25 protein-coding genes are annotated in these 22,418 nt (G+C 64.7%); 11 read left to right on the top strand and 14 right to left on the bottom strand.

Features of this window, described 5'->3' with window-relative positions; all coding sequences use genetic code 11:
• Positions 1–12: 12 nt before the first annotated feature.
• The 9 genes from MNAB215_RS13090 to MNAB215_RS13050 all read right to left on the bottom strand — a co-directional run bounded on the left by MNAB215_RS13090 (position 13) and on the right by MNAB215_RS13050 (position 7,644).
• Positions 13–297, bottom strand: a complete 285-nt coding sequence (locus MNAB215_RS13090; RefSeq protein ID WP_077079237.1) for a DUF1330 domain-containing protein — start codon at positions 295–297, stop codon at positions 13–15.
• A gap of 31 nt (positions 298–328) precedes the next feature.
• Positions 329–529: a ferredoxin gene (locus MNAB215_RS13085; protein ID WP_077079236.1), complete on the bottom strand. Its 201-nt coding sequence runs from the start codon at positions 527–529 to the stop codon at positions 329–331.
• Positions 526–1,800: a cytochrome P450 gene (locus tag MNAB215_RS13080; protein WP_077079235.1), complete on the bottom strand. Its 1,275-nt coding sequence runs from the start codon at positions 1,798–1,800 to the stop codon at positions 526–528. Before MNAB215_RS13080 ends, MNAB215_RS13085 begins: the two co-directional genes overlap by 4 nt.
• Positions 1,801–1,920: 120 nt before the next feature.
• Complete coding sequence (locus tag MNAB215_RS13075; RefSeq protein ID WP_077079234.1) at positions 1,921–2,439, bottom strand: hypothetical protein; 519 nt, start codon at positions 2,437–2,439, stop codon at positions 1,921–1,923.
• Positions 2,436–3,053: a TetR/AcrR family transcriptional regulator gene (locus MNAB215_RS13070; RefSeq protein WP_077079233.1), complete on the bottom strand. Its 618-nt coding sequence runs from the start codon at positions 3,051–3,053 to the stop codon at positions 2,436–2,438. The genes MNAB215_RS13075 and MNAB215_RS13070 overlap by 4 nt, the downstream gene beginning before the upstream one ends.
• Before the next feature lie 95 nt (positions 3,054–3,148).
• The gene (locus tag MNAB215_RS13065; RefSeq protein ID WP_077079232.1) at positions 3,149–4,297 is read right to left on the bottom strand and encodes a thiolase family protein; all 1,149 of its coding nucleotides are present in this window, start codon (positions 4,295–4,297) and stop codon (positions 3,149–3,151) included.
• 4 nt (positions 4,298–4,301) lie between these two features.
• Entirely contained in the window at positions 4,302–5,111 is an 810-nt protein-coding gene (locus MNAB215_RS13060) for an enoyl-CoA hydratase/isomerase family protein (protein ID WP_077079231.1), read from the bottom strand.
• Positions 5,108–6,274: an acyl-CoA dehydrogenase family protein gene (locus MNAB215_RS13055; RefSeq protein ID WP_077079230.1), complete on the bottom strand. Its 1,167-nt coding sequence runs from the start codon at positions 6,272–6,274 to the stop codon at positions 5,108–5,110. Before MNAB215_RS13055 ends, MNAB215_RS13060 begins: the two co-directional genes overlap by 4 nt.
• A gap of 71 nt (positions 6,275–6,345) precedes the next feature.
• Positions 6,346–7,644: an amidohydrolase family protein gene (locus MNAB215_RS13050; RefSeq protein ID WP_077081981.1), complete on the bottom strand. Its 1,299-nt coding sequence runs from the start codon at positions 7,642–7,644 to the stop codon at positions 6,346–6,348.
• Positions 7,645–8,064: 420 nt separating this feature from the next.
• Here MNAB215_RS13050 and MNAB215_RS13045 point away from each other — a divergent pair, with 420 nt between their 5' ends.
• From MNAB215_RS13045 to MNAB215_RS13015, 7 genes are all read left to right on the top strand, one after another.
• Positions 8,065–8,601 (top strand): carboxymuconolactone decarboxylase family protein, encoded by a 537-nt coding sequence (locus MNAB215_RS13045; protein WP_077079229.1) that lies wholly within the window; start codon positions 8,065–8,067, stop codon positions 8,599–8,601.
• Positions 8,602–8,606: 5 nt separating this feature from the next.
• Positions 8,607–9,884, top strand: a complete 1,278-nt coding sequence (locus tag MNAB215_RS13040; protein WP_077079228.1) for an aromatic ring-hydroxylating oxygenase subunit alpha — start codon at positions 8,607–8,609, stop codon at positions 9,882–9,884.
• Entirely contained in the window at positions 9,868–10,191 is a 324-nt protein-coding gene (locus MNAB215_RS13035; RefSeq protein ID WP_077079227.1) for a hypothetical protein, read from the top strand. Before MNAB215_RS13040 ends, MNAB215_RS13035 begins: the two co-directional genes overlap by 17 nt.
• 4 nt (positions 10,192–10,195) lie before the next feature.
• On the top strand, positions 10,196–11,422 hold the full coding sequence (locus tag MNAB215_RS13030; protein ID WP_077079226.1) for a metal-dependent hydrolase family protein: 1,227 nt from the start codon (positions 10,196–10,198) through the stop codon (positions 11,420–11,422).
• Positions 11,394–11,828: a nuclear transport factor 2 family protein gene (locus MNAB215_RS13025; RefSeq protein WP_077079225.1), complete on the top strand. Its 435-nt coding sequence runs from the start codon at positions 11,394–11,396 to the stop codon at positions 11,826–11,828. Before MNAB215_RS13030 ends, MNAB215_RS13025 begins: the two co-directional genes overlap by 29 nt.
• Positions 11,825–12,931: an acyl-CoA dehydrogenase family protein gene (locus MNAB215_RS13020; RefSeq protein WP_077079224.1), complete on the top strand. Its 1,107-nt coding sequence runs from the start codon at positions 11,825–11,827 to the stop codon at positions 12,929–12,931. Before MNAB215_RS13025 ends, MNAB215_RS13020 begins: the two co-directional genes overlap by 4 nt.
• Positions 12,932–12,993: 62 nt before the next feature.
• The gene (locus tag MNAB215_RS13015) at positions 12,994–13,755 is read left to right on the top strand and encodes an acyl-CoA dehydrogenase family protein (protein WP_083746309.1); all 762 of its coding nucleotides are present in this window, start codon (positions 12,994–12,996) and stop codon (positions 13,753–13,755) included.
• 11 nt (positions 13,756–13,766) lie between these two features.
• On the opposite strand, the gene MNAB215_RS13010 is transcribed toward MNAB215_RS13015, so the two are convergent.
• Positions 13,767–14,786 carry an NAD(P)H-dependent amine dehydrogenase family protein gene (locus MNAB215_RS13010; protein ID WP_083746310.1) on the bottom strand — a complete coding sequence of 340 codons (1,020 nt, stop codon included), beginning with the start codon at positions 14,784–14,786 and terminating at the stop codon, positions 13,767–13,769.
• Positions 14,787–14,899: 113 nt separating this feature from the next.
• Here MNAB215_RS13010 and MNAB215_RS13005 point away from each other — a divergent pair, with 113 nt between their 5' ends.
• Positions 14,900–15,232: a DUF4190 domain-containing protein gene (locus tag MNAB215_RS13005; RefSeq protein WP_077079222.1), complete on the top strand. Its 333-nt coding sequence runs from the start codon at positions 14,900–14,902 to the stop codon at positions 15,230–15,232.
• Between the two features lie 21 nt (positions 15,233–15,253).
• Here the strand turns inward: MNAB215_RS13005 and MNAB215_RS13000 are convergent, their stop codons facing one another.
• Positions 15,254–16,438, bottom strand: coding sequence for an acyl-CoA dehydrogenase family protein (locus MNAB215_RS13000; RefSeq protein ID WP_077079221.1), 1,185 nt, complete (start codon positions 16,436–16,438; stop codon positions 15,254–15,256).
• 231 nt (positions 16,439–16,669) lie between these two features.
• On the opposite strand from MNAB215_RS13000, the gene MNAB215_RS12995 reads away from it, so the two are divergent.
• Together MNAB215_RS12995 and MNAB215_RS12990 are read left to right on the top strand one after the other, a co-directional pair.
• Positions 16,670–17,320, top strand: coding sequence for a TetR/AcrR family transcriptional regulator (locus MNAB215_RS12995; RefSeq protein WP_077079220.1), 651 nt, complete (start codon positions 16,670–16,672; stop codon positions 17,318–17,320).
• A 266-nt stretch (positions 17,321–17,586) separates the two neighbouring features.
• Positions 17,587–18,426: a mycofactocin-coupled SDR family oxidoreductase gene (locus MNAB215_RS12990; RefSeq protein WP_077079219.1), complete on the top strand. Its 840-nt coding sequence runs from the start codon at positions 17,587–17,589 to the stop codon at positions 18,424–18,426.
• 3 nt (positions 18,427–18,429) lie between these two features.
• On the opposite strand, the gene MNAB215_RS12985 is transcribed toward MNAB215_RS12990, so the two are convergent.
• The 3 genes from MNAB215_RS12985 to mdlC form a co-directional block, all read right to left on the bottom strand.
• The gene (locus tag MNAB215_RS12985; RefSeq protein WP_077079218.1) at positions 18,430–18,846 is read right to left on the bottom strand and encodes a DUF5313 domain-containing protein; all 417 of its coding nucleotides are present in this window, start codon (positions 18,844–18,846) and stop codon (positions 18,430–18,432) included.
• A gap of 9 nt (positions 18,847–18,855) precedes the next feature.
• Positions 18,856–19,347, bottom strand: coding sequence for a MarR family winged helix-turn-helix transcriptional regulator (locus MNAB215_RS12980; RefSeq protein WP_077079217.1), 492 nt, complete (start codon positions 19,345–19,347; stop codon positions 18,856–18,858).
• Positions 19,348–19,535: 188 nt separating this feature from the next.
• Positions 19,536–21,149 carry a benzoylformate decarboxylase gene (mdlC, locus tag MNAB215_RS12975; protein WP_077081979.1) on the bottom strand — a complete coding sequence of 538 codons (1,614 nt, stop codon included), beginning with the start codon at positions 21,147–21,149 and terminating at the stop codon, positions 19,536–19,538.
• 398 nt (positions 21,150–21,547) lie between these two features.
• Here mdlC and MNAB215_RS12970 point away from each other — a divergent pair, with 398 nt between their 5' ends.
• Positions 21,548–22,384, top strand: coding sequence for an SDR family NAD(P)-dependent oxidoreductase (locus MNAB215_RS12970; protein ID WP_077079216.1), 837 nt, complete (start codon positions 21,548–21,550; stop codon positions 22,382–22,384).
• Positions 22,385–22,418 lie beyond the last annotated feature (34 nt).

The raw sequence follows: 22,418 nt of genomic DNA, 5'->3' as shown, positions 1-22,418 counted from the left end.
GCCCTAAGGGATCTAGAACCCGGACAGGATTACCGCGTTGCAATCGGCGGCCGCCTGGCGCAGTTTCGCTGCCTTCTGGTAGCCCTCGGATTCGTACCACGCACGCGCAGCATCGACCGACTCGAATTCCAGCACCACGGTCTGATCGCCGTGCCAGGTGCCCTCGATGACTTTGGGTGCGGTGTCCACGGCAAGAATGGTGGCACCGGCCATCGCTCCCCCGGCGGCCTTGCCGTAGGCCTTCATGCCCTCCGGGTCCTTGATCGCCTCGGTCAGGATGACATATCCCTTAGCCATTTCGAATCTCCTAACGTCGGTCCGAATCTCGTCAGTTCTCGTCTTTGATCTCGCTGATGGCCTGCTCGGGGCAGAACTCGATGGCTTCGTGGGCGGTCGACTCCAATTCCGTTGGGATATCGCCCTCTATCGACACCGCGTAGCCGTCGTCGGTGAGGCTGAACACGTCCGGACAGACCGTGAGGCACATGCCGTGACCGCGACAGCGCTGGTCGTCTACCCAGACCCTCATGCCAGCGTGAACTCCAGGTTCAGTTCGGTCAGGCCACGCAGGATGTACGTCGGAACATATTGGTAACGGCGGTCATTCGCCGGGCCGTGGAGGTCCTCGTCGATCCGGATGTCGGTGGTGCGGTCCAGCAGGCGCTCGATCGCCACCCGGGTTTCGGCCCGGGCCAGCGGTGCGCCCGGGCAGCTGTGGATGCCACGGCCGAACGAGATGTGCTGGCGCGCGTTCTTGCGGGCCGGATCGAAGGTGGCGGGTTCCTCGAACCGGCGGGGGTCCCGGTTGGCCGCCGCCTGCACGATCATCACCGTGGTGCCGGCGGGCAGGTCGACGCCGCCGACGTTGACGGGCACCCGGTTGATCCGGAAGTCGCCCTTCACCGGGCTCTCGTGGCGCAGCGACTCTTCGATGAAGTTTCCGATCAGGCTGCGGTCCTTGCGCAACTGCGCCTGGATGTCCGGGCGCTCGCCGAGGGTCTGCAGCGAGGCACCCAGCAGCCGCACGGTGGTCTCCTGGCCTGCCGAGAAGACGTTGCTGGCGACGCGGGCGACATCTTCGACCTCGGGGATCGAGCCGTCGGGATAGGTGGCGGTCGCCAGGCCGGTCAGCACGTCGTCGCGTGGCTCGCGGCGGCGGTCGGAGACGTAGTCCGAGAAAAGGCCGTAGAGGAATTCCAGCGGACTGTGCGACAGCGACTCCTTGCCGGTGCCCCCGATGCCGCCACCCGCGTGCTCGGCGATGCCCTTCACAAACTTGTCGCGATCCTCCATCGGCACGCCCAACAGGTCGGCGATGACCAGGAGCGTGAAGGGACTCGAGAAGCCCTTGATCCAGTCGCCCTTGCCCGGCGGCAGGAAGTCGTCGAGCACCTGGTCGGCGAGCGCCCACATGGCGTCCTCGTTTTCCTTGAGGCGCTTGGGGGTGATCAACCGCATCAGCAGGGAGCGGTGGTTGGTGTGGGTCGGCGGGTCAAGTGTGGGCAGCTGGTCGCTGAACGGCAGCTCGTCGCGGTGCTCTTCGATCAATTCGGTGATGTCGTCACCCTCGATCGGGACCGGAAAGCCGGGAAAGGGTCCGGTCACCGAGATGCAGGACGACCAGGTCTCGGCGTCGTTGAGTACTGCGCAGGCCTCTTCCCAACCGGTCACCATGGTGACTCCGTGGTGGTCTTCGCGGGTCACCGGGCACTGCTCCCGTAGCGCCTCGTAGTAGGGGTACGGGTCCGCGATGAGCTCTTTGCCGCGAAAGAAGTCCAACTTGGAGAAGTCGTTCGTCATCTTGCTCCGTTCGAATCTCAGCGGTGAGAATGAGCCTCTCAGAGATGAGTATTACATTTCCACACGGCGTGATCGCCGTCAACGACGGGGTGTTCAAAGAGGTGCCGCCACGCCGGCGGCCTAGCTGGCAGGCACCAGATCGGCCGCGACCGAGGGCCACGCGAGCAGCCCGCTGCGGAAGGTTTCGATGTGGCCGATCGATCCCAACCGGACCCCGCCGTCATCCAAGGCCGCGGCCAGCGCCCGCCCCTTGAAGATCTGCGCGGCCGAGCTCAGCCGGTGCTGCACCAGGCCCACACTGTCGTCGAGTTCGGCCGGCCAGGTCTCCCCCCACAGCGTGACTTCGGTGACGCCCTGATTGAGGGCCGCCAAGACGCCGTGGCGCACCTGCGAGTCGCACCCGAACAGATCCGCCGAGGCCGCCAGCGCTTGCGGATGGGGACGCGTTGCGGCCGCCGCCAGGGCATGTTCGAGATCCATAGCCTGGGCGCCCAGGATCTGCAGCGGCCGAGGATCTTCGCGGTCGGTGAGCAGAACGGTGACGTCCCAGCCGGCCATCGAGCGGTCGAACAGCCAGCCACCCGCGAAACGCACCACGTCGAGCACGCCGGACGCGACGACGTCGAGCCGGTACCTCATGTCGTGGTCTGGGGCGTCTGGGTCGGCGCGAAGTCCCGCGCCAGTGTCTCGGTGTACTGCTTGAACACCGCGGTCAGCGGTATCGAAGGATCGAGCAACCATAGGGTTTCCATTCCGTGGACGAAGGCGAGAATCTCGACTGCCTTGACTTCGGGGTCTATGTCGGACCGATACGAACCGTCCGCCTGGCCACGCCGGATCGCGGCCGCGACGATGTCGGCCGCGGTCTGTTGCCGGGCCAACATGCGGTCGTGCAACGGGGCGTCGGGAAGGATGTTTTCGACGAGCAGCACGGTGAACGTGCTCAGCAGCTCGGGAGCACGGTTGAAGCGCTCGGCGACCTGCGAAATCTGGGCGAGCAGATCGCCCGACCTGTCGGCGTGTGACTCATCGTCGAGGTCGCGGGCGTCCAGCACCGCGTGCAGCAGCTGTTCCTTGGATTCGAAGTGATGCAGCAGCCCCGCCGGAGTCACCCCCGCTTCGCCGGCGATCTGGGCCAGCGTCGTGGCGCGCCAGCCGTTGCGAGTGAGGAGGCGCTGCGCGACGGCGAGGATCCGCTGCTTGCGGTCCTCACCTTTGGCGAGAAGCGTGTCGTATCGCCGTGCGTCGGGCACCGGACTCCTTTGACCGATTGGCGGCCTGAACCAACCTAGTGAACACACAGTAGGTTGGTTTTGCCGCCGCGACAAGGGTCACGGGAAAACCCGCGCTAGTTGACCAGCTCAACCAGGGTGGCGTTGGCGGTGCCGCCGCCTTCGCACATGGTCTGCAGCCCGTATCGAAGGCCGTTGTCGCGCATGTGGTGCACCAACCGCGTCATCAGCACCGCGCCCGAGCCGCCCAGCGGATGGCCCAGCGCGATGGCGCCGCCCAGCGGGTTGACCCGGCGCGGGTCGGCTCCCGTCTCGGCAATCCAGGCCAGCGGGACCGGCGCGAAGGCCTCGTTCACCTCGAACGCACCGACTTCGGATAGCGCGACGCCGGCCTTGGTCAGCACCTTTTCGGTCGCCGGGATGGGGCCGGTAAGCATGAGCACCGGGTCCGCCCCGGTGACGGCGCCGGCGCGGTAGCGCACGATCGGCGTCAACCCCAGATTCAGGGCCATCTCCGACGTCATCACAAGCAGCGCCGCGGCGCCGTCGGAGATCTGCGAGGAATTGCCGGCGTGGATCACCCCGTCTTCGGCGAACGCGGGCTTGAGCCCGGCCAGTTTCTCGACGCTGGTCCCCCGCCGAATCCCCTCGTCCGCGTTGACGATTCCGCCATCCTCGACGAACACCGGCACGATCTGCTCGGTGAACGCGTTGGCGTCCTGCGCCGCCGCGGCGCGCTCGTGCGACTGCGCGGAGTAATCGTCGAGCTGGGTGCGGGAGAAGCCCCACTTCTTGGCGATCATCTCCGCCGAGAGGCCTTGGTTGAAGGAGAAATCGTCATAGCGGGCAAGTACTTTCGGCCCATACGGCATTCCGGTGGCCCGGGCCGAGCCAAGCGGGACGCGGCTCATGACCTCGACACCGCCGGCCACCACGACGTCCTGCTGGCCCGACATCACGCCCTGCACCGCGAAGTCGAGGGCCTGCTGGCTCGAGCCGCAGGCCCGGTTGACCGTGGTTCCGGGGATGGTCTCGGGCCACCCGGCGGCCAGGACCGCGTAGCGCCCGATGTTGCTGGATTGGTCGCCGACCTGGGAGACGCATCCCCAGATGACGTCGTCGACGATCTCGGGACCGACACCGGCGCGCTCCAGCAGTTCGTTGAGAACGACCGCGGACAGGTCGGCGGCGTGCATGCCGGACAGTCCGCCGTTCCGCTTCCCGACCGCCGTGCGCACCGCCTCGACGATGACCGTCTCGCGCATAGCTCTACTCCTCTTTGTCTGATTTCGACAGCGCCCATCGTCCAGTAAACGTCGGCTCCCGCCGCTCAGCGAACGCGGCATAGGCGGACGCCGCATCGGTCGTCGCGAAATTGCCGATCTGCGCGCGCGCCTCGTTGGCCAACGCGTCGCGCATAGTGGTGTTGGCGCCGTCGTTCAGCAGCGCTTTGGTCTGGGCGAGCGCGAACGGCGGGCCGGCCGCGAGCCGACCAGCGAGGTCGTCGACGAAGGCGTCCACTTCCTCGGCGGGCACCACCCAGGTCACCAAGTTCATCGCGAATGCCTGTGCGGCATCGATGGTTTCGGCCAGCAGCGCGAGCCGCTTCGCCTGTTGCAAACCGACGAGTTTCGGCAGTAGCCACGATCCGCCGAGGTCGATCGACAGGCCGCGCTTCGAAAAGATCTGGGAGAACGTGGCTTCCGGGGACGCGACGACCAAATCGCAGCCCAGCGCCAGATTCCATCCGGCGCCCACCGCGACGCCGGTGACTTTCGCGACCGTCGGGATCGGGAGTTCGTGCAACGCCAGGGCCACGTCGGTCAGGCGCTGCAGCTTGTATCTCGGATGAACGTCGTCGGGGACCCCGATGTCAGCGCCCGAGCAAAAGCTTCCGCCGGAACCGGTGATCACCAGCGCGCGCACACTGCGGTCACGGCCGGCCGCATGCAGCGCGTCGCGCAGCGCGATCCACAGCTCGGGATTGATCGCATTCTTTCGGCGCGGACGGTTGAGCGTCAGGGTGCGCACCCCATCGCTGTCATCCGACAGCAGGACGGGTTCTTCGGTGGTCGTCAGTAGCTCCTCGGCAGTTTTAGGACGTTGGATCCCAGGAAGTTCAGAATCATCTCCTGGCTGACCGGGGCGATCTTCATCAGCCGGGCCTCGCGGAAGTAACGCGCGATGTGGTACTCCTCCGCGTAGCCCATGCCGCCGTGGGTTTGCAATGCCCGGTCCGCGGCTGCGAAGCCCGCATCGGCGCAGAGGTACTTTGCGGTATTCGCTTCGCGGCCACAGGATTTGCCGTTGTCATACAGCCAGGTGGCCTTCCGCAGCATCAGCTCGGCCGCATCGAGGCGGGCCAGCGAATCGGCGAGCGGGAATTGGATGCCCTGGTTCATCCCGATGGGCCGGCCGAACACCTCGCGCTCGTTGCCGTATTTGACGGCCTTCTCCAGCGCCACCCGGCCGATGCCGAGCGCCTCGGCGGCAATCAGCATCCGCTCGGGGTTCAAGCCGTCCAGAATGTACTGAAAACCCTTGCCCTCCTCGCCAACTCGATCCTCGACGGGAATTTCGAGATTGTCGATGAATAACTCGTTGGAGCTCACAGCGTTGCGGCCCATCTTGCGGATCGGGCGGATGTCGACGCGGCTGCGGTCGAGATCGGTGAGGAACAGCGTCATCCCGTCGGTCTTCTTGGTGACTTCCTCATAGCTCTGCGTGCGGGTAAGCAGCAGGATCTTGTCCGACTCCATCGCCTTGGAGATCCACACCTTGCGCCCGTTGACGATGTACTTATCGCCGTCACGCTTGGCGAACGTGGTGATCCGCGAAGTATCAAGCCCGGCACCGGGTTCGGTGACTCCGAAGCAGATATGCACTTCGCCGGTCGCGACCGAAGGCAACGTACGAGCCTTGAGTTCGTCGGAGCCGTGCACGACGACCGGCTGCATGCCGAAGATCGACAGGTGGATGGCGCTGGCCGCGTTCATGGCGCCACCGGACTTGGCGACTTCCTCGAGCAACAGCGTGGCCTCGGTGATTCCGAGACCATGGCCGCCGTATTCGGTCGGGATCGTCATGCCCAGCCAGCCGCCGTCGGCTATCGCTTTGTAGAACTCGGTCGGAAACTCGTGCGCCTGGTCTTTTTCCATCCAGTACTGGTCGTCGAATTTGCGCGCCAGCTCGGCGACGGACTTACGGATCAGCTCCTGGTCGTCAGTCAGCTCAAAATTCATTCCACCGCCGGGCACTGCTGGGTCTCCTTAGGTCAGTTCATGCACCGGGGCGCAAGCTCATCCGGTTGAGGTCAGTCCTTGTTGCCGGTAAGGGCTTTCGCGTTGGCGGCGAAGTCCGCGAACGACGAACCCGCCCTGGCGTCCTTGTCGTGTCCCGCCGCTTTGATGGACACATCGTGTCCCTCGGCCGCCTTGCGCAACGCGCCGACAGTAGCCTGCTCGCGCGGGATGTGGGTGAACGGGTCGAACGAATACCACCGCATGGCGTTCTCGTAGGTCATCTTGTTGATCTCGTCGTCAGGAACGTTGTTGAGCGACAACACATCCCACAGCTCTTCGGGCGCACCCGGCCACATCGAGTCGCTGTGCGGGTAGTCGGCCTCCCACGCGATGTTGTCGATGCCGATCATGTTGCGCAGTGCCACGCCGACCTTGTCGCTGATGAAGCAGGTCAGGAAGTGCTCGCGGAAGACCTCGCTGGGCAGCTTGCCCTTGAAGTCCTGGTGGGTCCAGGTGGAGTGCATCTCATAGGTGCGGTCGGCGCGCTCCAGGAAGTAGGGGATCCAGCCGGTCCCGCCCTCGGACAGGGCCACCTTCAGGTCCGGGTACTCCTTGATCGGCCGCGACCACAGCAGGTCGGCGGCGGCCTGCACGATGTTCATCGGCTGCAGCGTGATCATCACGTCCATCGGCGCGTCCGGTGCGGTGATGGCCAACCGGCCCGAGGATCCGATGTGCACGTTCATCACAGTGTCGGTGTCCACCAAGGCTTTCCACAGCGGGTTCCAGTACTCGTCGTGGAAGCTTGGGTAGCCCATCGCGGCCGGATTTTCGGTGAACGTCAGCGCGTGCACGCCCTTCTTCGACACCCGACGCACCTCGGCGGCGCACGCCTCGGCATCCCAGATCACCGGGATCGCCATCGGGATAAACCGCGCCGGGTAGGCGCCACACCACTCGTCGATGTGCCAGTCGTTGTAGGCCTGCACCAGAGCGATCGAGAAGTCGTGGTCGTCGGTGGCGAACAGCCGCCCGGCAAAGCCCGGGAACGACGGGAAGCAGATCGAGGCGAGAATGCCGCCGGCATTCATGTCCTTGATTCGTTCGTCGACGTTGTAACAACCCGGCCGGATTTCGTCGAGACCCGTCGGCTCGATTCCGTACTCTTCCTTGGGCCGGCCTGCGACGGCGTTCAGTGCGACGTTCGGGATCACCGTGTCACGGAACTTCCACATGTCGGAGCCGTCGGCGTTGTGCACCAACCGGGGCGCGTCGTCTTGGTACTTCGCCGACAGGTGGTTCTTGAACATGTTCGGTGGCTCGACAGTGTGGTCGTCGACGCTGATCAGCATCATGTCTTCTTTGTTCATGACGTTCCTCTCGATCGGATCATCCACTAGCTGTCGGCACCCACAGCATCGGCCGGCCAACGTCAGCCCTCTACCTTTGAAAACTAGCTTCTCGCCAAGTGAGAATCAACATTCGCTGCGCCGCTCCGGCAAATCCAGCGGCCGCGCCGCGCTCGACCATCATGGCCTCGATCGCCCGCTCACCTGCCATTACATGTCGATGGAACGCCTGCGCGGGGTGGTTAACCAAGAACCGAACCAAACAATTGTTTCTCACCGGCCGCGAAGCCGCCTGTGCTCGCGCGTCCCGATGCGAATCTCCGGGGCCGGCGCGGCCACCGAGGCACCCGGACCGGCCGGCATTGACCCGCAGACCGAATCATGCCAGTCTGTTGGTTGTAAATGAGAATATGATTCTCTTTGGCCGAGAGGACTCTCACAATGCGCTTGCCGCCACTGCCCGCTGATCAGTGGGACGAGGCTACCCAGCAGGCACTCTCGGCAATGCGTGGCGCGGACACCAACAATGCGCTCAGTACCTTCGCTCACCACCCGGCATTGGCCAAGGCGTTTCTGAGGTTCAACGTCCATCTGTTGATGGCGTCGACCCTGCCGGCGCGCCTGCGCGAACTGGCCATTCTGCGCGTCGCGCACCGCCGCGACTGCGCATACGAATGGACGCACCACGTCGACCTCGCCAAGGACGAAGGGATCACCGACGACGAGATCGCCGCGGTGCCGTGTTTTGCCGGCGAGGGTGCCGGCCACTTCGACGATTTCGAGCGCACGGTCCTCACCGGGGTCGACGAACTCGTCGACAAATCGGAGTTGTCCGACCAGACCTGGGCCGCGCTCGGCGAGCGCCTCAACGACCAGCAGCGCATGGATTTCGTCTTCACGGTCGGCTGCTACACGCTGCTGGCCATGGCTTTCAACACATTCGGCATACAGCTCGAGCACGTCGCACAAGAAAGGTAAGAACGTTGGCCCACTTTCCTAAGCCCGCTGCTGGCAGCTGGACCGAAAACTACCCCGAGCTGGGTACCGCGCCGGTCGATTACACCGACTCGATCGACCCGACTTTCTTCGAGGCCGAGCGCGACGCGGTCTTCAAGAAGACGTGGCTCAACGTCGGCCGTGTCAACCGGCTCCCCCGCACCGGCAGCTACTTCACCAGAGAGCTGCCGTCGGTGGGCAAGGGCACGTCAGTGATCATCGTCAAGACCAAGGACGGGACCGTCAAGGCCTACCACAATGTCTGCCGCCACCGCGGAAACAAGTTGGTGTGGAACGACTTTCCCAACGAAGAGACCTCCGGCACCTGCCGGCAATTCACCTGCAAATACCACGCGTGGCGCTACAGCCTCGATGGCGACCTGACCTTCGTCCAACAGGAAGACGAGTTCTTCAACCTCGACAAGGGCAACTACGGCCTGGCGCCCGTCCGTTGCGAAGTGTGGGAAGGCTTCATCTTCATCAACTTCGACAACAACGCGGCGCCGCTCACCGACTACCTCGGGCCGCTGGCCAAGAGCATCGAGGGCTACCCCTTCGGCGAGATGACCGAGACCTACTCCTACCGGGCCGAAGTCGGCAGCAACTGGAAGCTGTTCATCGACGCGTTCGTCGAGTTCTATCACGCGCCGATCCTGCACCAGGGCCAGTACACCAAGGAAGAAGCCGCCAAGATCCAGAAATTCGGCTACGAGGCGCTGCACTACGAGCTGGCCGGACCGCACAACCTGCAGTCGACCTGGGGTGGTCAGGCACCGCCCCCGGACATGTCCATGGTCAAGCCGATGGACCAGGTGTTGCGTAGCGGTTTGTTCGGTCCGTGGGACAAGCCGGAGATCATCGAGAACCTGGAGCTGCCACCGGGTGTCAACGTGAAGAGGGTGCCGCAGTGGGGCATCGACTCGTGGCTGTTCTACCCGAACTTCATGCTGCTGATCTGGGAGCCGGGTTGGTACCTGACCTACCACTACTGGCCGACGGCTGTGGACAAGCACATCTTCGAGGCGTCGCTGTATTTCGTGCCGCCGCGCAATGCACGGGAACGCCTGGCCCAGGAGTTGGCCGCCGTGACGTTCAAGGAGTACGCACTCCAGGACGCCAACACCCTGGAAGCGACCCAGACCATGATCGGCACCCGGGCCGTCAACGAGTTCCTGCTCTGCGACCAGGAAGTCCTGATCCGCCATCTGCACAAGACGACCGGTGATTACGTGAAGGAGCACCAGCGCAATGTCGCTACCGTCTGAGTTCTCCGCCCTGGAACCCTATTTGGCGTGGGACCTGGCCACCGAGCCCGAGCGTTACGCCAAGCGGTTGGCCTCGACGATGGCCGAGATGCAGGAGTTCTACGACGTCGCATTCCCGTTGCTGAACGATGTCATCGCCTACTGCGATAAGTTCCCCTTGGACGACCTGCCCGAGGACGCAAGGAGTTTGATGCACGTCATGCAGTCGCTGGTTATGGTGTCGTTTCCGATCGAGGCATGGAAGCAACCGCGCGTCCCCGACAGCGGCGCGGCGTGGGTCGAAGTGCTCCGGGAACCGGTGATCTAAAACGGTGCTGACGCTCAAGGCCGCCGGACTGCTCGACGTCGACGCCGGCGAGATCGTACGGCCGGGCATCGTCAAGATCGAGGACGACCGCATCGTCGGCATCGGGGGCGACCCCGAAGGCGAGATCATTGATCTGGGCGACCAAATCCTGCTGCCCGGCCTGATGGACATGGAGGTCAATCTCCTGATGGGTGGTCGCGGCGAAAAGCCCGGCCTGTCACAGGTTCAGGATGACCCGCCGACGCGGGTGTTGCGTGCGGTCGGCAATGCCCGCCGCACGCTGCGCGCCGGCTTCACCACTGTGCGCAACCTCGGGCTGTTCGTGAAAACAGGCGGGTATCTGCTTGACGTCGCGTTGGGCAAGGCGATCGACGCCGGCTGGATCGACGGTCCCCGCGTGGTGCCCGCCGGCCACGCCATCACCCCGACCGGCGGCCATCTGGATCCAACGATGTTCGCGGCGTTCGCGCCGCACGTGCTGGACCTGACCATCGAGGAAGGCATCGCCAACGGGGTCGACGAGATCCGCAAGGCGGTGCGTTACCAGATCAAACACGGCGCCCAGCTGATCAAGGTGTGTTGCTCCGGCGGGGTGATGTCCCTCACGGGACCTCCTGGCGCACAACACTATTCGGATGAAGAGCTGCGCGCGATCGTCGACGAGGCACACCGCCGCGGGCTGCGCGTCGCCGCGCACACACACGGCGCCGAAGCCGTCAGGCACGCTGTCGACGCCGGCATCGACTGCATCGAACACGGTTTCCTGATCGATGACGAGGCGATCGCGTCGATGGTCGAGCACGGCACCTTCCTGGTGAGCACGCGACGGCTGGCCGAAGGTATGGACGTCTCGCACGCCCCGCCCGAACTGCAGGCCAAGGCCGCCGAGATGTTCCCGAAGTCGCGCACGTCGATACTGGCCGCCTACCAGGCGGGCGTGAAGATCGCCGTCGGCACCGACGCGCCGGCGATCCCGCATGGCCGCAACGCGGACGAGCTTGTCACCCTGGTGGAGTGGGGCCTGCCACCGCTGGCGGTGCTGCGGGCGGCCACGGTAGTCGCCGCCGAGCTGATCAACTCGACCGACCTGGGCCGGCTGGTGCCGGGTCAACTCGCGGATATCATCGCGGTACCCGGAAACCCGTTGGAAGACATCACGGTTACCCGAGACGTCAGCTTCGTCATGAAAGGCGGCAAGGTCTATGTCAACAAGTCAGCCCAGCAGAACTGACGATCTGGTCGAGATTCAGCAGCTGCTGGCCCGCTACGCGGTCACGATCACCCAGGAAGACATCGAAGGCCTCATCGGCGTGTTCACACCCGACGGGACCTATAGCGCCTTCGGATCCACGTACAAGCTGGACAGGTTCCCCGAACTGGTGGCCGCGGCGCCAAAAGGCTTGTTCCTCACCGGAACTGCCTTAGTGGAAAACCTCGAGGGCGACTCGGCGAGCGGCACCCAGCCGCTGTGCTTCATCGACGGCTCCACCCACGACATGCGGATCGGCTACTACCGCGACACCTACTCCCGCACCGCCGGCGGCTGGCGCCTGAAAACCCGGGCCATGACCTTCATCCGCCGCAGCGGGGTACACGACTCCGGGCGCCCGCACGCCATCGGCCGCCCCACGCCGTGAATGTCGAGGAGTTCCGGTCGGGGCTGCGTAAGTGGCTCGATGAGAACGACTTAACACCTGGACCCGACCACTCGCTGCAGGGCCATATGCTGCAGTTCCTGCGGGTCAGCCGCGCCCTGTACGACGCCGATTGGATGCGCTACGGCTGGCCGGTCGAGGTCGGCGGGCTGGGCGGGCCCGCGGTGTTGCGCGCGGTCGTCGGCGAAGAGGTGGTCGGCCGGCGCCTTGCCGAGCCCGGACCCTATTCGATGCTCGAAGTGCTCACACCCACGATGATCGACTACGCGCCGCCAGAACTCGCAGCCGAAATGGTCCCGCGTCTGCTCCGCGGCGAAGAGCAATGGTGCCAGGGCTTTTCCGAACCGGGTTCGGGCAGCGACCTGGCGTCGCTGACCACCCGTGCGGTCCAGGACGGGGACAACTGGATTGTCAACGGGCAGAAGGTGTGGACCAGCTTCGCGCAGTTCTCGACTCGATGCATCCTGCTCACCCGCACCGCCCCAGGACATGACGGAATCACCGCGTTCTTCGTCGACCTGGACACCCCCGGCATCACCATTCGGCCGCTGCGCACGATGCACGGAGTCGACGAATTCTGCGAGGTGTACTACGACGACGTGGTGATCCCGGGCAGCCGCATGCTCGGCAAGCCGGGTGACGGTTGGAACCTCGCCATGGATCTACTCCCCTACGAGCGGTCCAGCTGCTTCTGGCAGCGGATCGCGTATCTCTACTCCCGATTCGATGCGCTCATCGCCGAGGTGTCCGGCGGCAACAAACACGGCGGTCACGACGAATATGATTTGGGCGCAGCGTATCTCGCACTGCACACGCTGCGTTGCCGTTCCCGCGCCACCCAGCACCGGCTACGGGACGGAGCACGCCTAGGCCCCGATACCTCTATTGACAAGGTGCTGTTGTCCTCCGCCGAACAGCAGCTTTACGACACCGTGCGCGACCTGTTGCCCGGCGTTCTCGAGCTCGATGAGACGCCGTGGCGCTCGGAGTATCTGTACTCACGCGCGTCGACTATTTACGGCGGTACGGCTGAGATTCAGCGCAACATCATCGCCCGCCGGCTTCTCGACCTCGGGAAGGAGTGATCGTGGAACTGACCTCAGACTCCGAGGAACTGCAACTGCTTGCCGAGTCGATACGCACTGCGATGAGAGCGGCTTCCGGCGCCAAGCTCGATGCGGCGCTGGCCTCCCTCGGCTGGCACGACATGCTGGACGAAATCCCGGACATTGCAATCCCGCTGGTGTTTCGACTGCTCGGCGAGACCGGTGCGCACGCCCCGGTGCTCAACGACGTGGTGCTGAGCGCGGCAGGAAAGGCAACGGGCGGTCTCACCCCGCTTCCGTTGGCGGGAGACTCCTGGGTGGTGTGGAAGCGCGAAGACATTCCGAGCTCTGCGATCGATGATGAATTACCGATACATCCTGTCGCCGAGGGAGATTCAGCCGCCCACGCGGGGCTTGCCGCCGGGCGACAGGCACTGGGCTGGTGGCTGGTGGGCGCCAGCCGCGCCATGCTTGCCCTGGCGCGGCAGCACGCCCTGGATCGAGTTCAATTCGGCCGCCACATCAGCTCGTTTCAGGCGATCCGGCATCGGCTGGCCGAGACACTGGTCGCGATCGAGGGCGCCGAGGCGACCCTGCAGGCGGCCACCGATGCGTCCGACGATCCCGACGGCTTGGCCTGCCTGCTGGCCAAAGCGGCAGCGGGCCGCGCGGCGCTGACGGCCGCCCGGCACTGCCAGCAGGTGCTCGGCGGTATCGGCTTCACCGCCGAACACACGCTGCATCGTCACGTCAAGCGGGCGTTGCTGTTGGATAGCCTGCTCGGCAGCACCCGGGAGCTGACCCACGAGGCGGGTAAGATCCTGCGGGCCAAGGGATTTGCGCCCCGACTGGCAGAGCTGTAGCCCGACCGCCGCTACCGGTTTCCGAACCCGGTGTGGCTGACGATCAACGGCAGATCCGCTGTGGTGGCAAAGCCGCAAGGCGCGGCGCAGACGGCGGGCACAGCGTTGAGGACCTGCATGGCGGTGGCCACGCTGGCCGAACGAACGTGTTCCTCCATGCTGGCCGCGCGGGTGAAGCTGGCCAGCGAGAAGAAATGCGTCCGCATCGACGGGTCGCCCTCGATGGTCAACGTCCACCCGTGTTCGGGTCTCGGCCAGTGCTTCGGGTACTCACCGCCAACCGTCCAGAGCGTTTCAATCTCTATGAGAGTCTGGCCTTTCCGGCGTCCGGACCAGCTCCATCGTTGCCCGGCGGTAGTTCCCGCCCGTAACACGCGGTCGAATATCTGGTGATCGGCCCGGGCGGCAACAGCATCCACCGTGACGGCGACCTCGTCGATGTCAGCGTTGAGCGCATCGGCGAGAAACCAGACCTGCTCCTCGAATATTCCGCTGTTGAAAGTCAGGAATTCGGTGCCGGTGCGGCTGATCGATTCCACCGGTTGCCCGAAAGCCATGTTGTCGAACGTGATTGACGTGCTTTCGTACACCGACCAGTCGGCTCGTTCCTGCAGGGTGATCTTGTCGATGGTGCGACTCATCCCCGACAACGCCAAAGGCAATACACCGGAAAGGTTCCCGGGGTTGAGACCACTGCCGTGCACAGTCGCGTTGCCGGCCTGGCAGGCTTGCAACAACCGGTCACGATCGTCCGCGGCAATGCGGTTCGGGTGGAAAAGGAACGCCGTCGTCACCACGTTCTTGCCGCTGGCGAGGATGGCGCAGACGTCGTCGATGCTGGTGTTTCGCGGCGTGTAGAGCACGCAGTCGGCGTCCAGCGCCAGGATCGCGTCGGGGTCGTTGGACGCGGCCACCCCGATGGGGCTGCGTCCGACCAGGGAGCCGATGTCGGCGCCGTTTTTCGCGTCCGAGTACACGCGGGCGCCGACGATGGACAGGTCGGGTCGATGGTCGATGATCGCGGTGATCATCTCGGCGCCCACCGCGCCGGTGCCCCACGGGACAACCCGGATCGGCACAAGCACACCTCCTGTTGGTCCGAGGACGGTTGTGCAGTGAGAACCTACACCTAGGATTGGCAGACATGAGTCGTCGCGACGCCGCCAGGAACCAGGTCGCCCCCAGGAACCAGGTCGGCGTTGCTTCGGTGATCCTGGGCGGGTGCGCGATCGCCACCTGCTGGCTGATGATCGGCGTCCCCCTGGGTGTCGCGGCGGTGGTGACCGGTGACATCGCCCGCGGCCGGGTCGCCCGAGGCGAAGCATCGAATCCCCGCGCAGCGATCGCCGGCATGGTGTTGGGCTTCCTGGCGATTGCTGCGGGACTGGCGGGACTCGCTTACTACGCCTGGCTGAGCTCTAAAGATCCGGACTGGTTCCAGAAGTGCTTGGACAACCCCGCAACGAACAATTGCTGAACGTCGCCGGCCGGTGCGCGGCTAGTTGCGGGGCAGGCCGAGTATTCGTGAGGCGATGATATTGCGCTGTATTTCCGACGTTCCGCCCGCGATGGTGGCGGCGAAGGTGCGTATGTAGCGGTCGAACCAACTGCTGTAGTGGCTGTCCAGATTCAGCGGCGCGAACGGGGCGGTGACCGCTCGCAGTGCAAGCCCCTCGGGCCCTTCGGCATTCAGCGCGTCCTCGCACGCGCGTTGCATGGCCTCCGAACCGAGCAACTTGAGCACCGACTGGGCGGGTACGTCTTCTTCCCCGCGAGCCGCCTTGGCCAGCGAGGCCGATCCCATCAGCCGCATCGCGTAGCGATCCATCACCAGGGTGGCGTAGTGGTCCCGGTGCACCGCACCGGATGGACGGTATTCGACGCACAACGCGTGCAGCATGTCGGCGTAATCCAGCCACAGCATGGCGCGTTCGTGGCCGAGCGATCCGGTCGCTACCCGCCAGCCCTCGTTGATCTCCCCCACCAAGTTCTCGGCCGGCACCCGCGCGTCGGTGAAAAAGACCTCGTTGAAATCGACGTCGTCGTGGTCACCCACCGAAGCGAACGGGCGGCGCACCACACCCGGCGTGTCGGTCGGAATCAGTAAAGCGCTGATGCCCTTGTGTTTTGGCGCCGCCGGGTCGGTACGCACGAACGTCAGCAGCACATCGGCATCATGGGCACCCGATGTCCAGACCTTCTGCCCGTTGACCACGAAGTGGTCCCCGTCAAGCACCGCCCGCGTTTTCAGCGACGCCAGATCAGAGCCGGCGCCGGGTTCGCTCATACCCAGCGATGCGGTGATCTCGGCGCGCAGGATCGGTATTGCCCAGCGCTGCTTTTGTTCTGGCGTGCCGAACGACAACAGCGACGCGGCGATGATGCCGACGCCCTGCGGGTTGAAGCTCTGATACATCCGCCGCCGCGACAGCTCTTCGGAGTAGACGTATTGCTCGAGCAGCGATGCGTTGCGCCCGCCGAACTCCGGCGGATTGCCGGGCAACAGCCACCCGTTGTCGAACAGCAGCCGCTGCCAGCGGCGTGCCCACTCCGGGATGTCCGAGCTCGAGCGCGGTCGCACCAAGACATCGGGTGAGCCGAAGAGTTCGGGGAGATGACTGTCCAGGAACGCCACGAATTCGGCGCGGAATGCCTCGACGTCGGCATCAAAAGTCAGCTGCACAGGACTCTCCGGGACTCGCCGGCCAACAGCGGATCAAGCGTTCCACCGGGGACGCGGTTCACTCTTACGATTGCACTTCCATACACACGGGTAAGAGAATAGTATTCTCGCAGCACGAAAGTTACAATCTCCGACACGTCATCTGCGAGGGGGTCGAGCACACCGATGGCACGGCGTTCTCCGGTAGAGTCCAACCATGTTCTCCCCTCGCGGCAATCGTCAGAGTCGGCCGTGACCAGCCCAAGCGAAGAGCCCGCCTGGAAACAGCGCGCGGTCGAGCGGTCCATCAAGACCGCCAAACTCCGGGCCGCGCAACGCGTTCAGCGCTTCCTTGACGCGGCGCAGGCAATCATCATCGAAAAGGGCACCACTGACTTCACCGTCCAGGAGGTCGTGGACCGGTCCCGCCAGTCGCTGAGGAGCTTCTACCTGCAGTTCGACGGCAAGCACGAGCTGCTGCTGGCGCTGTTCGAGGACGCGTTGAGCCGCTCGGCCGACCAGATCCGCGCCGCGACGGAAAGCCACACCGACCCGCTCGAGCGGCTCAAGGTTGCCGTCGAGCTGTTGTATGAGTCCTCCCGTCCCGATCCGACCGCCAAGAGGCCGCTCTTCACCGATTTTGCTCCGCGGCTGCTTGTTACACATCCGGTAGAGGTCAAGGTCGCGCACGCGCCACTACTAGCGTTGCTGACCGAGCTCATGGAAGCCGCAAGTGAGGCCGGCGAGCTGCGTGCCGACGCCAATCCGCGCCGCATCGCCGCCATGACGATGCAGACCGTCATGTTCATCGCCCAGTCCAGCGGCGGCAACGACGATGCGACGGTTCATCCCATTGGCGCCGACGAGGTGTGGGACTTCTGCTCACGCGGATTTGCCAGCTAGCACACCCTCTCGTCACATCATCGAACTGAGCAAATAGCGCACGCGATTTGCCGGGTGAGAATGAAATTCTCTAATATTCAGAACCACAAGTAGCCAAAATGGATTCGTCGTTGACACGTATTGGTGGCTGGTGACAGAGTTCAGGATGCGACACGACGCGTGGTCCCCTCGCGGATTGCGGCGAGCGCGATTCCACCGAGAGGCGATCATCCGGCTCAGCTCCGCTGAGGTGTGCCGACGAAATCAAGTCAGGAATTGAGGTAGCCATGGCTGGACGTGTTGAAGGCAAAGTCGCTTTCGTCACCGGTGCGGCGCGCGGTCAGGGCCGTGCACATGCGGTGCGGTTGGCCCAGGAGGGCGCCGACATCATCGCAGTCGACATCTGCAAGAAGATCGACACCGTGGATCTGATCGCCGCCTCCACGCCGGAGGATCTGGCCGAGACCGCAGACCTGGTGAAGGCACAGAACCGTCGGATCTACACCGCCGAGGTCGATGTCCGGGACTACGACGCACTCAAGTCCGCCGTGGACACCGGCGTCGAGCAGCTCGGCAAGCTCGACATCATCGTCGCCAATGCAGGCATCGGCAACGGCGGCCAGACGTTGGACAAGACCAGCGAAGCCGACTGGACCGCCATGATCGACATCAACCTCGCCGGCGTGTGGAAGACCGTGAAAGCCGGTGTGCCGCATATCCTCGCGGGCGGCAACGGCGGCTCGATCATCCTCACCAGCTCGGTCGGTGGGCTCAAGGCCTACCCGCACACCGGTCACTACGTCGCCGCCAAACACGGTGTCGTCGGCTTGATGCGCACCTTCGCCGTCGAGCTCGGCGCGCAGAACATCCGCGTCAACTCCGTCCACCCGACCAACGTCAACACCCCGCTGTTCATGAACGAGGGCACGATGAGGCTGTTCCGTCCCGATCTGGAGAACCCGGGTCCTGAGGACATGAAGGTCGTCGGCCAGCTGATGCACACCCTGCCGATCGGCTGGGTCGAACCCGAGGACATCGCCAATGCGGTGCTGTTCCTGGCGTCCGACGAGGCGCGTTACATCACCGGCGTCACGCTACCCATCGACGGTGGCAGCTGCCTGAAGTAGCCGCTAGAACGGGCTGCTGTTGGACTGCCATTCGGCCGATTCGGGACGCGGCCCGTAACGACGTGCGTAGTCCTCATGCATCCTGGCCTGTTTCCTGCGCTTGACCACGTCGACCAAGTTGGGGTCCAGTCCATGCTGCGCCAGCCGGTGCCTGCGCCAAACCTTGTTCAGGGCAAGGTTTACCACCAGCGCCCAAGCGTAGAGCGGGACGGTCATCTCCGTATGCACGTAGAGCGAGGCGGGCAGTAACCAGAACGGGGCGAGGACGAACAGGGGCGGTATCGCCCACCTGATCATGTGCCGGCGGATGGCTCCCTCGCCGGCCAGATCGCGGGCGACCCAGCTGCGCATCGAGTCGGGTAGCACCCGGCCGTACGAATAGCCGATGCGCTGCCACAGGTTAGGTTTGGCGGCGGTCATGGTGGCTCCTCAGGATTGCAGTGCGCCGGCCGCCACAGCGGCCGAATTGATGCGGGTGAGCACCTGATGCAGGTTCTCGAGTTCGGCAAGGTCGACGCCGAGACGTGCGACGACGGCCGGCGGAATCTCGAGTGCCCTCTCGCGCAAGGCTATTCCGTCTTCGGTGAGCATGACATCCGTGGCGCGCTCGTCGGCGGCATTCTTGGCACGAGCAATCAGGCCGAGCCCCTCCAAGCGTTTGAGCATCGGTGAAAGCGTGGCCGAATCCATCTGCAGCGCCGTGGCAATCTGCTTGACCGACAGCGGCGACTGGTTCGCCGCGGGAGTCTTGCGGTGGTCCCACAGGGCCAGCATCACCAGATACTGCGGGTGGGTCAGGCCGAGCGGCTCCAATAGCGGCCGGTAAACCGCCAAGACCGCCCGGTTCGTGGTCGCCAGCGCAAAACACACCTGGTGCTCGAGCGCGAGCGGATCGATCTCGCGTGCGGTCGTCGTGGCCATGTTTGCATAGTACCCTAATAGTTAGTTCCCTACCTATATTGCACCGCTCACGTCCGGCAGTGCGGGCCGTGCAGTTGGACAACCTGGCTCGGATTGTGAGTGAAACCTGTTTTCCCACAGCAACTCTCAGCATCGCCGCAGTATCAGGCCGGGCGCGTCGCCGAGACGCCAATAGCCTGCGTGATGACTTAGCTGCCGAATCCGCCTGAGACCGGGATGGTGCGGGCGTTGATCAGGGTGGGCCGGTCCCGATCGGCGATGCCCGCCTTGACCAACTCGAAGACCTCGTCGCTGCTGTGGGCTTCGTGGGCGTCCACGCCGTAGCTGGCGGCGGTGCCCACGACGTCCAACCCGGGCACGTCGAGCCCCGGAACATTCGGCGTCTTCTCCCACACACCGAACTCCTTGACCACGCCGTACTCGGCATTGGACGCGACAACCACGGTGACCGGGATCTTGTAGCGGGCCGCGCTCCACAACGCGGTGATGGCGTAGTGCATCGAGCCATCGCCCATCAGCGCGACAACGGGACGATCGGGTGCGGCGAGCTGAGCACCGACGGACGCGGGCAGCCCCCATCCGAGTCCACCGCCGGCGGCCGACAGATGCGACAGCGGTTGGCCCGGCCGGATGCTGTTGGTGAGGGGCACCTCGTTGCTGCCGGCCTCGCTGACCCACAACGTATCCGCGGGTGCGGCGTGCCCGACGGCCGTCCACAACGCCTCGGGCTTCATCGGCGACTGCTCGGATACCCGATCGGGGACCGCGGAGCGCGGTGCCGGAGCCGGCCGCGAAGTGGGCTTCACGGTCTCCGCCAGGACCTGGGCCGCCTTGCGGACGTCGGCGACGATCGCGTCTCCCATGGGTGCGCGGGCCGCCTCGTCGGGGTCGTTGGTGATGTGGATCAGGCTCGCGCCCTCGGGTAGGTAGGGCCCGGGCACCAGAGGGTAGTAACGGAAGACCGACGTCCCGATCGCGAGAATGAGATCGTGTCCGGACAGGATCTGGGAAATCCAGCCCGCGCCGGGCGGCAGGGCGCCGTGATAGAGCCGGTGATTCTCCGGGAACCCGCTCCAGCCGGTCAGCGGGGCCGTGAACACGGGCGACTCGGTGCGTTCGGCCAGTTCGATCACCGCATCCCACGCGTCGTAGCGATCCACATCGCCGCCGACGACAATCGCCGGAGACTTGGCGGCGTCCAATCGTGCGCCGACCTGCTCGGCCAACTCCGTCGGGAATCCGGCCGCGTGCGTCACCGTGCGATCGCGCACGACGGCGATGTCGGCGGCCTGATCGTCGGTCAATTCGATCGGCATATCGTCCATCGGCAGCGATACGAACACGGGTCCCATCGGCGGCGTGGTGGCCAGGTGGATGGCACGGGCCAACACCGCCGGGGACTCGCTGGCGATGGCCGGCTCAGCGGCCCATTTGATGAACGGCCTTGGCACCGTGAGGGGTTCGTGGTTGGTCAGCAGGCAGTACTGGTTCTGCATGTTGCGGCGCTGGTTGCCCGCTGTGATGATCAGCGGCGTCTTGTTGACATACGCGTTGTAGATCTGCCCCTGAGCGTTGCCCATGCCCGGGGCGGTGTGCAGGTTGACCACAGCGGGCCGGCGGGTTACCTGGGCATAGGCGTCGGCCATTCCGACCGGAATCATCTCCTGCAGCCCCAGGAAGTACCGGAAGTCGTCCGGAAAATTCTGCAGCAGAGCCAGTTCCGACGAACCCGGATTACCAAACCAGGTTGTCAGGCCGTGTGAACGGAATAGGTCGAGAATGGCGTCGCGGACAGTCGTCATATCCGGGTTTCCTTTCACTTCAGTTGGCTGGACTTGCAGCAGCAATCCGGCAGTTAGGGAGCACATTTCACCGCAGCACCCGCACCACCAGGTGAATAGCAAAGTGCCCCAAGCTCTTTTAGCAACGTTACACGGTGAGCGTTGAGCCGGACCATGATTCCACCGCTCCCTTCAGCTATTGAGCTGGGGTTCGCCCGCGGCGAACGTGCCGGCACCCGATCGTGCCCGCGGCGCTGCGGCCTTCCGCTTATTGTCTTTTCGGATGGACGCCAGCGCAATGTTTCGTGGCCCAATGTCAGCAGGCGACGGTTGTTCGGGCGCACAGTGTGCCGCGTCCCTGCAGCTGGCCGTCAACCAGAGCGAAGCCGCAGAATCCCGCTGGGTACTGTCCCAAGGTTATGGACACATTTGAAGGACGCGGCGCGGTCGTCACCGGCGGTGCGAGTGGTATCGGCTTAGCGACCGCCACCGAGTTCGCTCGTCGTGGCGCGCGTCTGGTGCTCGCCGACGTCGACAAGCCGGCGCTCGAACAGGCGGTGCAGCGGCTGCGCGCTGAGGGGTTCGACGCCAACGGCGTGACATGCGACGTGCGGCATCTCGACGAGGTGATTCACCTCGCGGATGAGGCTTTCAACCTGCTTGGGCAGGTCGACATCGTGTTCAGCAACGCCGGCATCGTGGTCGCGGGTCCGCTCGTCGCGATGACGCACGAGGACTGGCGCTGGGTCATCGATATCGATTTGTGGGGCTCGATCCACGCCGTCGAGGCGTTCGTGCCGAGGTTGCTGGAACAGGGCGCCGGCGGCCATGTCGCGTTCACCGCGTCGTTTGCCGGCCTGGTGCCCAACGCCGGCCTCGGAGCTTACGGGGTTGCGAAGTATGGCGTTGTCGGCTTGGCGGAGACGTTGGCCCGCGAGGTCAAGGACAACGGCATCGGAGTATCGGTGCTGTGTCCCATGGTCGTCGAGACCAAGCTGGTGTCCAACTCGGAACGGATTCGTGGCGCCGACTACGGCATGGACTCGGCTCCGGACATCACCGGCGATATGGGGCCGTTGCCGGCGCAAGACCAGACCCTGGGCGTCGATGACGTCGCCCGGCTGACCGCCGACGCGATCCTGGCGAACCGTCTCTACGTCCTGCCGCACGAGGCGGCACGGACGTCGATCCGGCGCAGGTTCGAGCGCCTCGACCGCACTTTTGACGATCAGCTCGCCGAAGGCTGGAAGCACTAACCTAGCGACCCTAGCGAGATGACTGCGGTACCGG

It is taken from the genome of Mycobacterium numidiamassiliense, assembly GCF_900157365.1.
GTDB lineage: Bacteria > Actinomycetota > Actinomycetes > Mycobacteriales > Mycobacteriaceae > Mycobacterium > Mycobacterium numidiamassiliense.
The sequence above is the reverse complement of the archived record's forward strand: the minus strand, read 5'-3'. Positions and strand labels throughout refer to the sequence as shown.

Coding starts and splice junctions, on each gene's coding strand:
- MNAB215_RS13090 (WP_077079237.1), bottom strand. CDS start 297: ATGGCTAAGGGATATGTCATCCTGACCGAGGCGATCAAGGACCCGGAG.
- MNAB215_RS13085 (WP_077079236.1), bottom strand. CDS start 529: ATGAGGGTCTGGGTAGACGACCAGCGCTGTCGCGGTCACGGCATGTGC.
- MNAB215_RS13080 (WP_077079235.1), bottom strand. CDS start 1,800: ATGACGAACGACTTCTCCAAGTTGGACTTCTTTCGCGGCAAAGAGCTC.
- MNAB215_RS13075 (WP_077079234.1), bottom strand. CDS start 2,439: ATGAGGTACCGGCTCGACGTCGTCGCGTCCGGCGTGCTCGACGTGGTG.
- MNAB215_RS13065 (WP_077079232.1), bottom strand. CDS start 4,297: ATGCGCGAGACGGTCATCGTCGAGGCGGTGCGCACGGCGGTCGGGAAG.
- MNAB215_RS13055 (WP_077079230.1), bottom strand. CDS start 6,274: ATGAATTTTGAGCTGACTGACGACCAGGAGCTGATCCGTAAGTCCGTC.
- MNAB215_RS13050 (WP_077081981.1), bottom strand. CDS start 7,644: ATGAACAAAGAAGACATGATGCTGATCAGCGTCGACGACCACACTGTC.
- MNAB215_RS13045 (WP_077079229.1), top strand. CDS start 8,065: ATGCGCTTGCCGCCACTGCCCGCTGATCAGTGGGACGAGGCTACCCAG.
- MNAB215_RS13035 (WP_077079227.1), top strand. CDS start 9,868: ATGTCGCTACCGTCTGAGTTCTCCGCCCTGGAACCCTATTTGGCGTGG.
- MNAB215_RS13025 (WP_077079225.1), top strand. CDS start 11,394: ATGTCAACAAGTCAGCCCAGCAGAACTGACGATCTGGTCGAGATTCAG.
- MNAB215_RS13015 (WP_083746309.1), top strand. CDS start 12,994: ATGAGAGCGGCTTCCGGCGCCAAGCTCGATGCGGCGCTGGCCTCCCTC.
- MNAB215_RS13010 (WP_083746310.1), bottom strand. CDS start 14,786: ATGATCACCGCGATCATCGACCATCGACCCGACCTGTCCATCGTCGGC.
- MNAB215_RS13005 (WP_077079222.1), top strand. CDS start 14,900: ATGAGTCGTCGCGACGCCGCCAGGAACCAGGTCGCCCCCAGGAACCAG.
- MNAB215_RS12990 (WP_077079219.1), top strand. CDS start 17,587: ATGGCTGGACGTGTTGAAGGCAAAGTCGCTTTCGTCACCGGTGCGGCG.
- MNAB215_RS12985 (WP_077079218.1), bottom strand. CDS start 18,846: ATGACCGCCGCCAAACCTAACCTGTGGCAGCGCATCGGCTATTCGTAC.
- MNAB215_RS12980 (WP_077079217.1), bottom strand. CDS start 19,347: ATGGCCACGACGACCGCACGCGAGATCGATCCGCTCGCGCTCGAGCAC.
- mdlC (WP_077081979.1), bottom strand. CDS start 21,149: ATGACGACTGTCCGCGACGCCATTCTCGACCTATTCCGTTCACACGGC.
- MNAB215_RS12970 (WP_077079216.1), top strand. CDS start 21,548: ATGGACACATTTGAAGGACGCGGCGCGGTCGTCACCGGCGGTGCGAGT.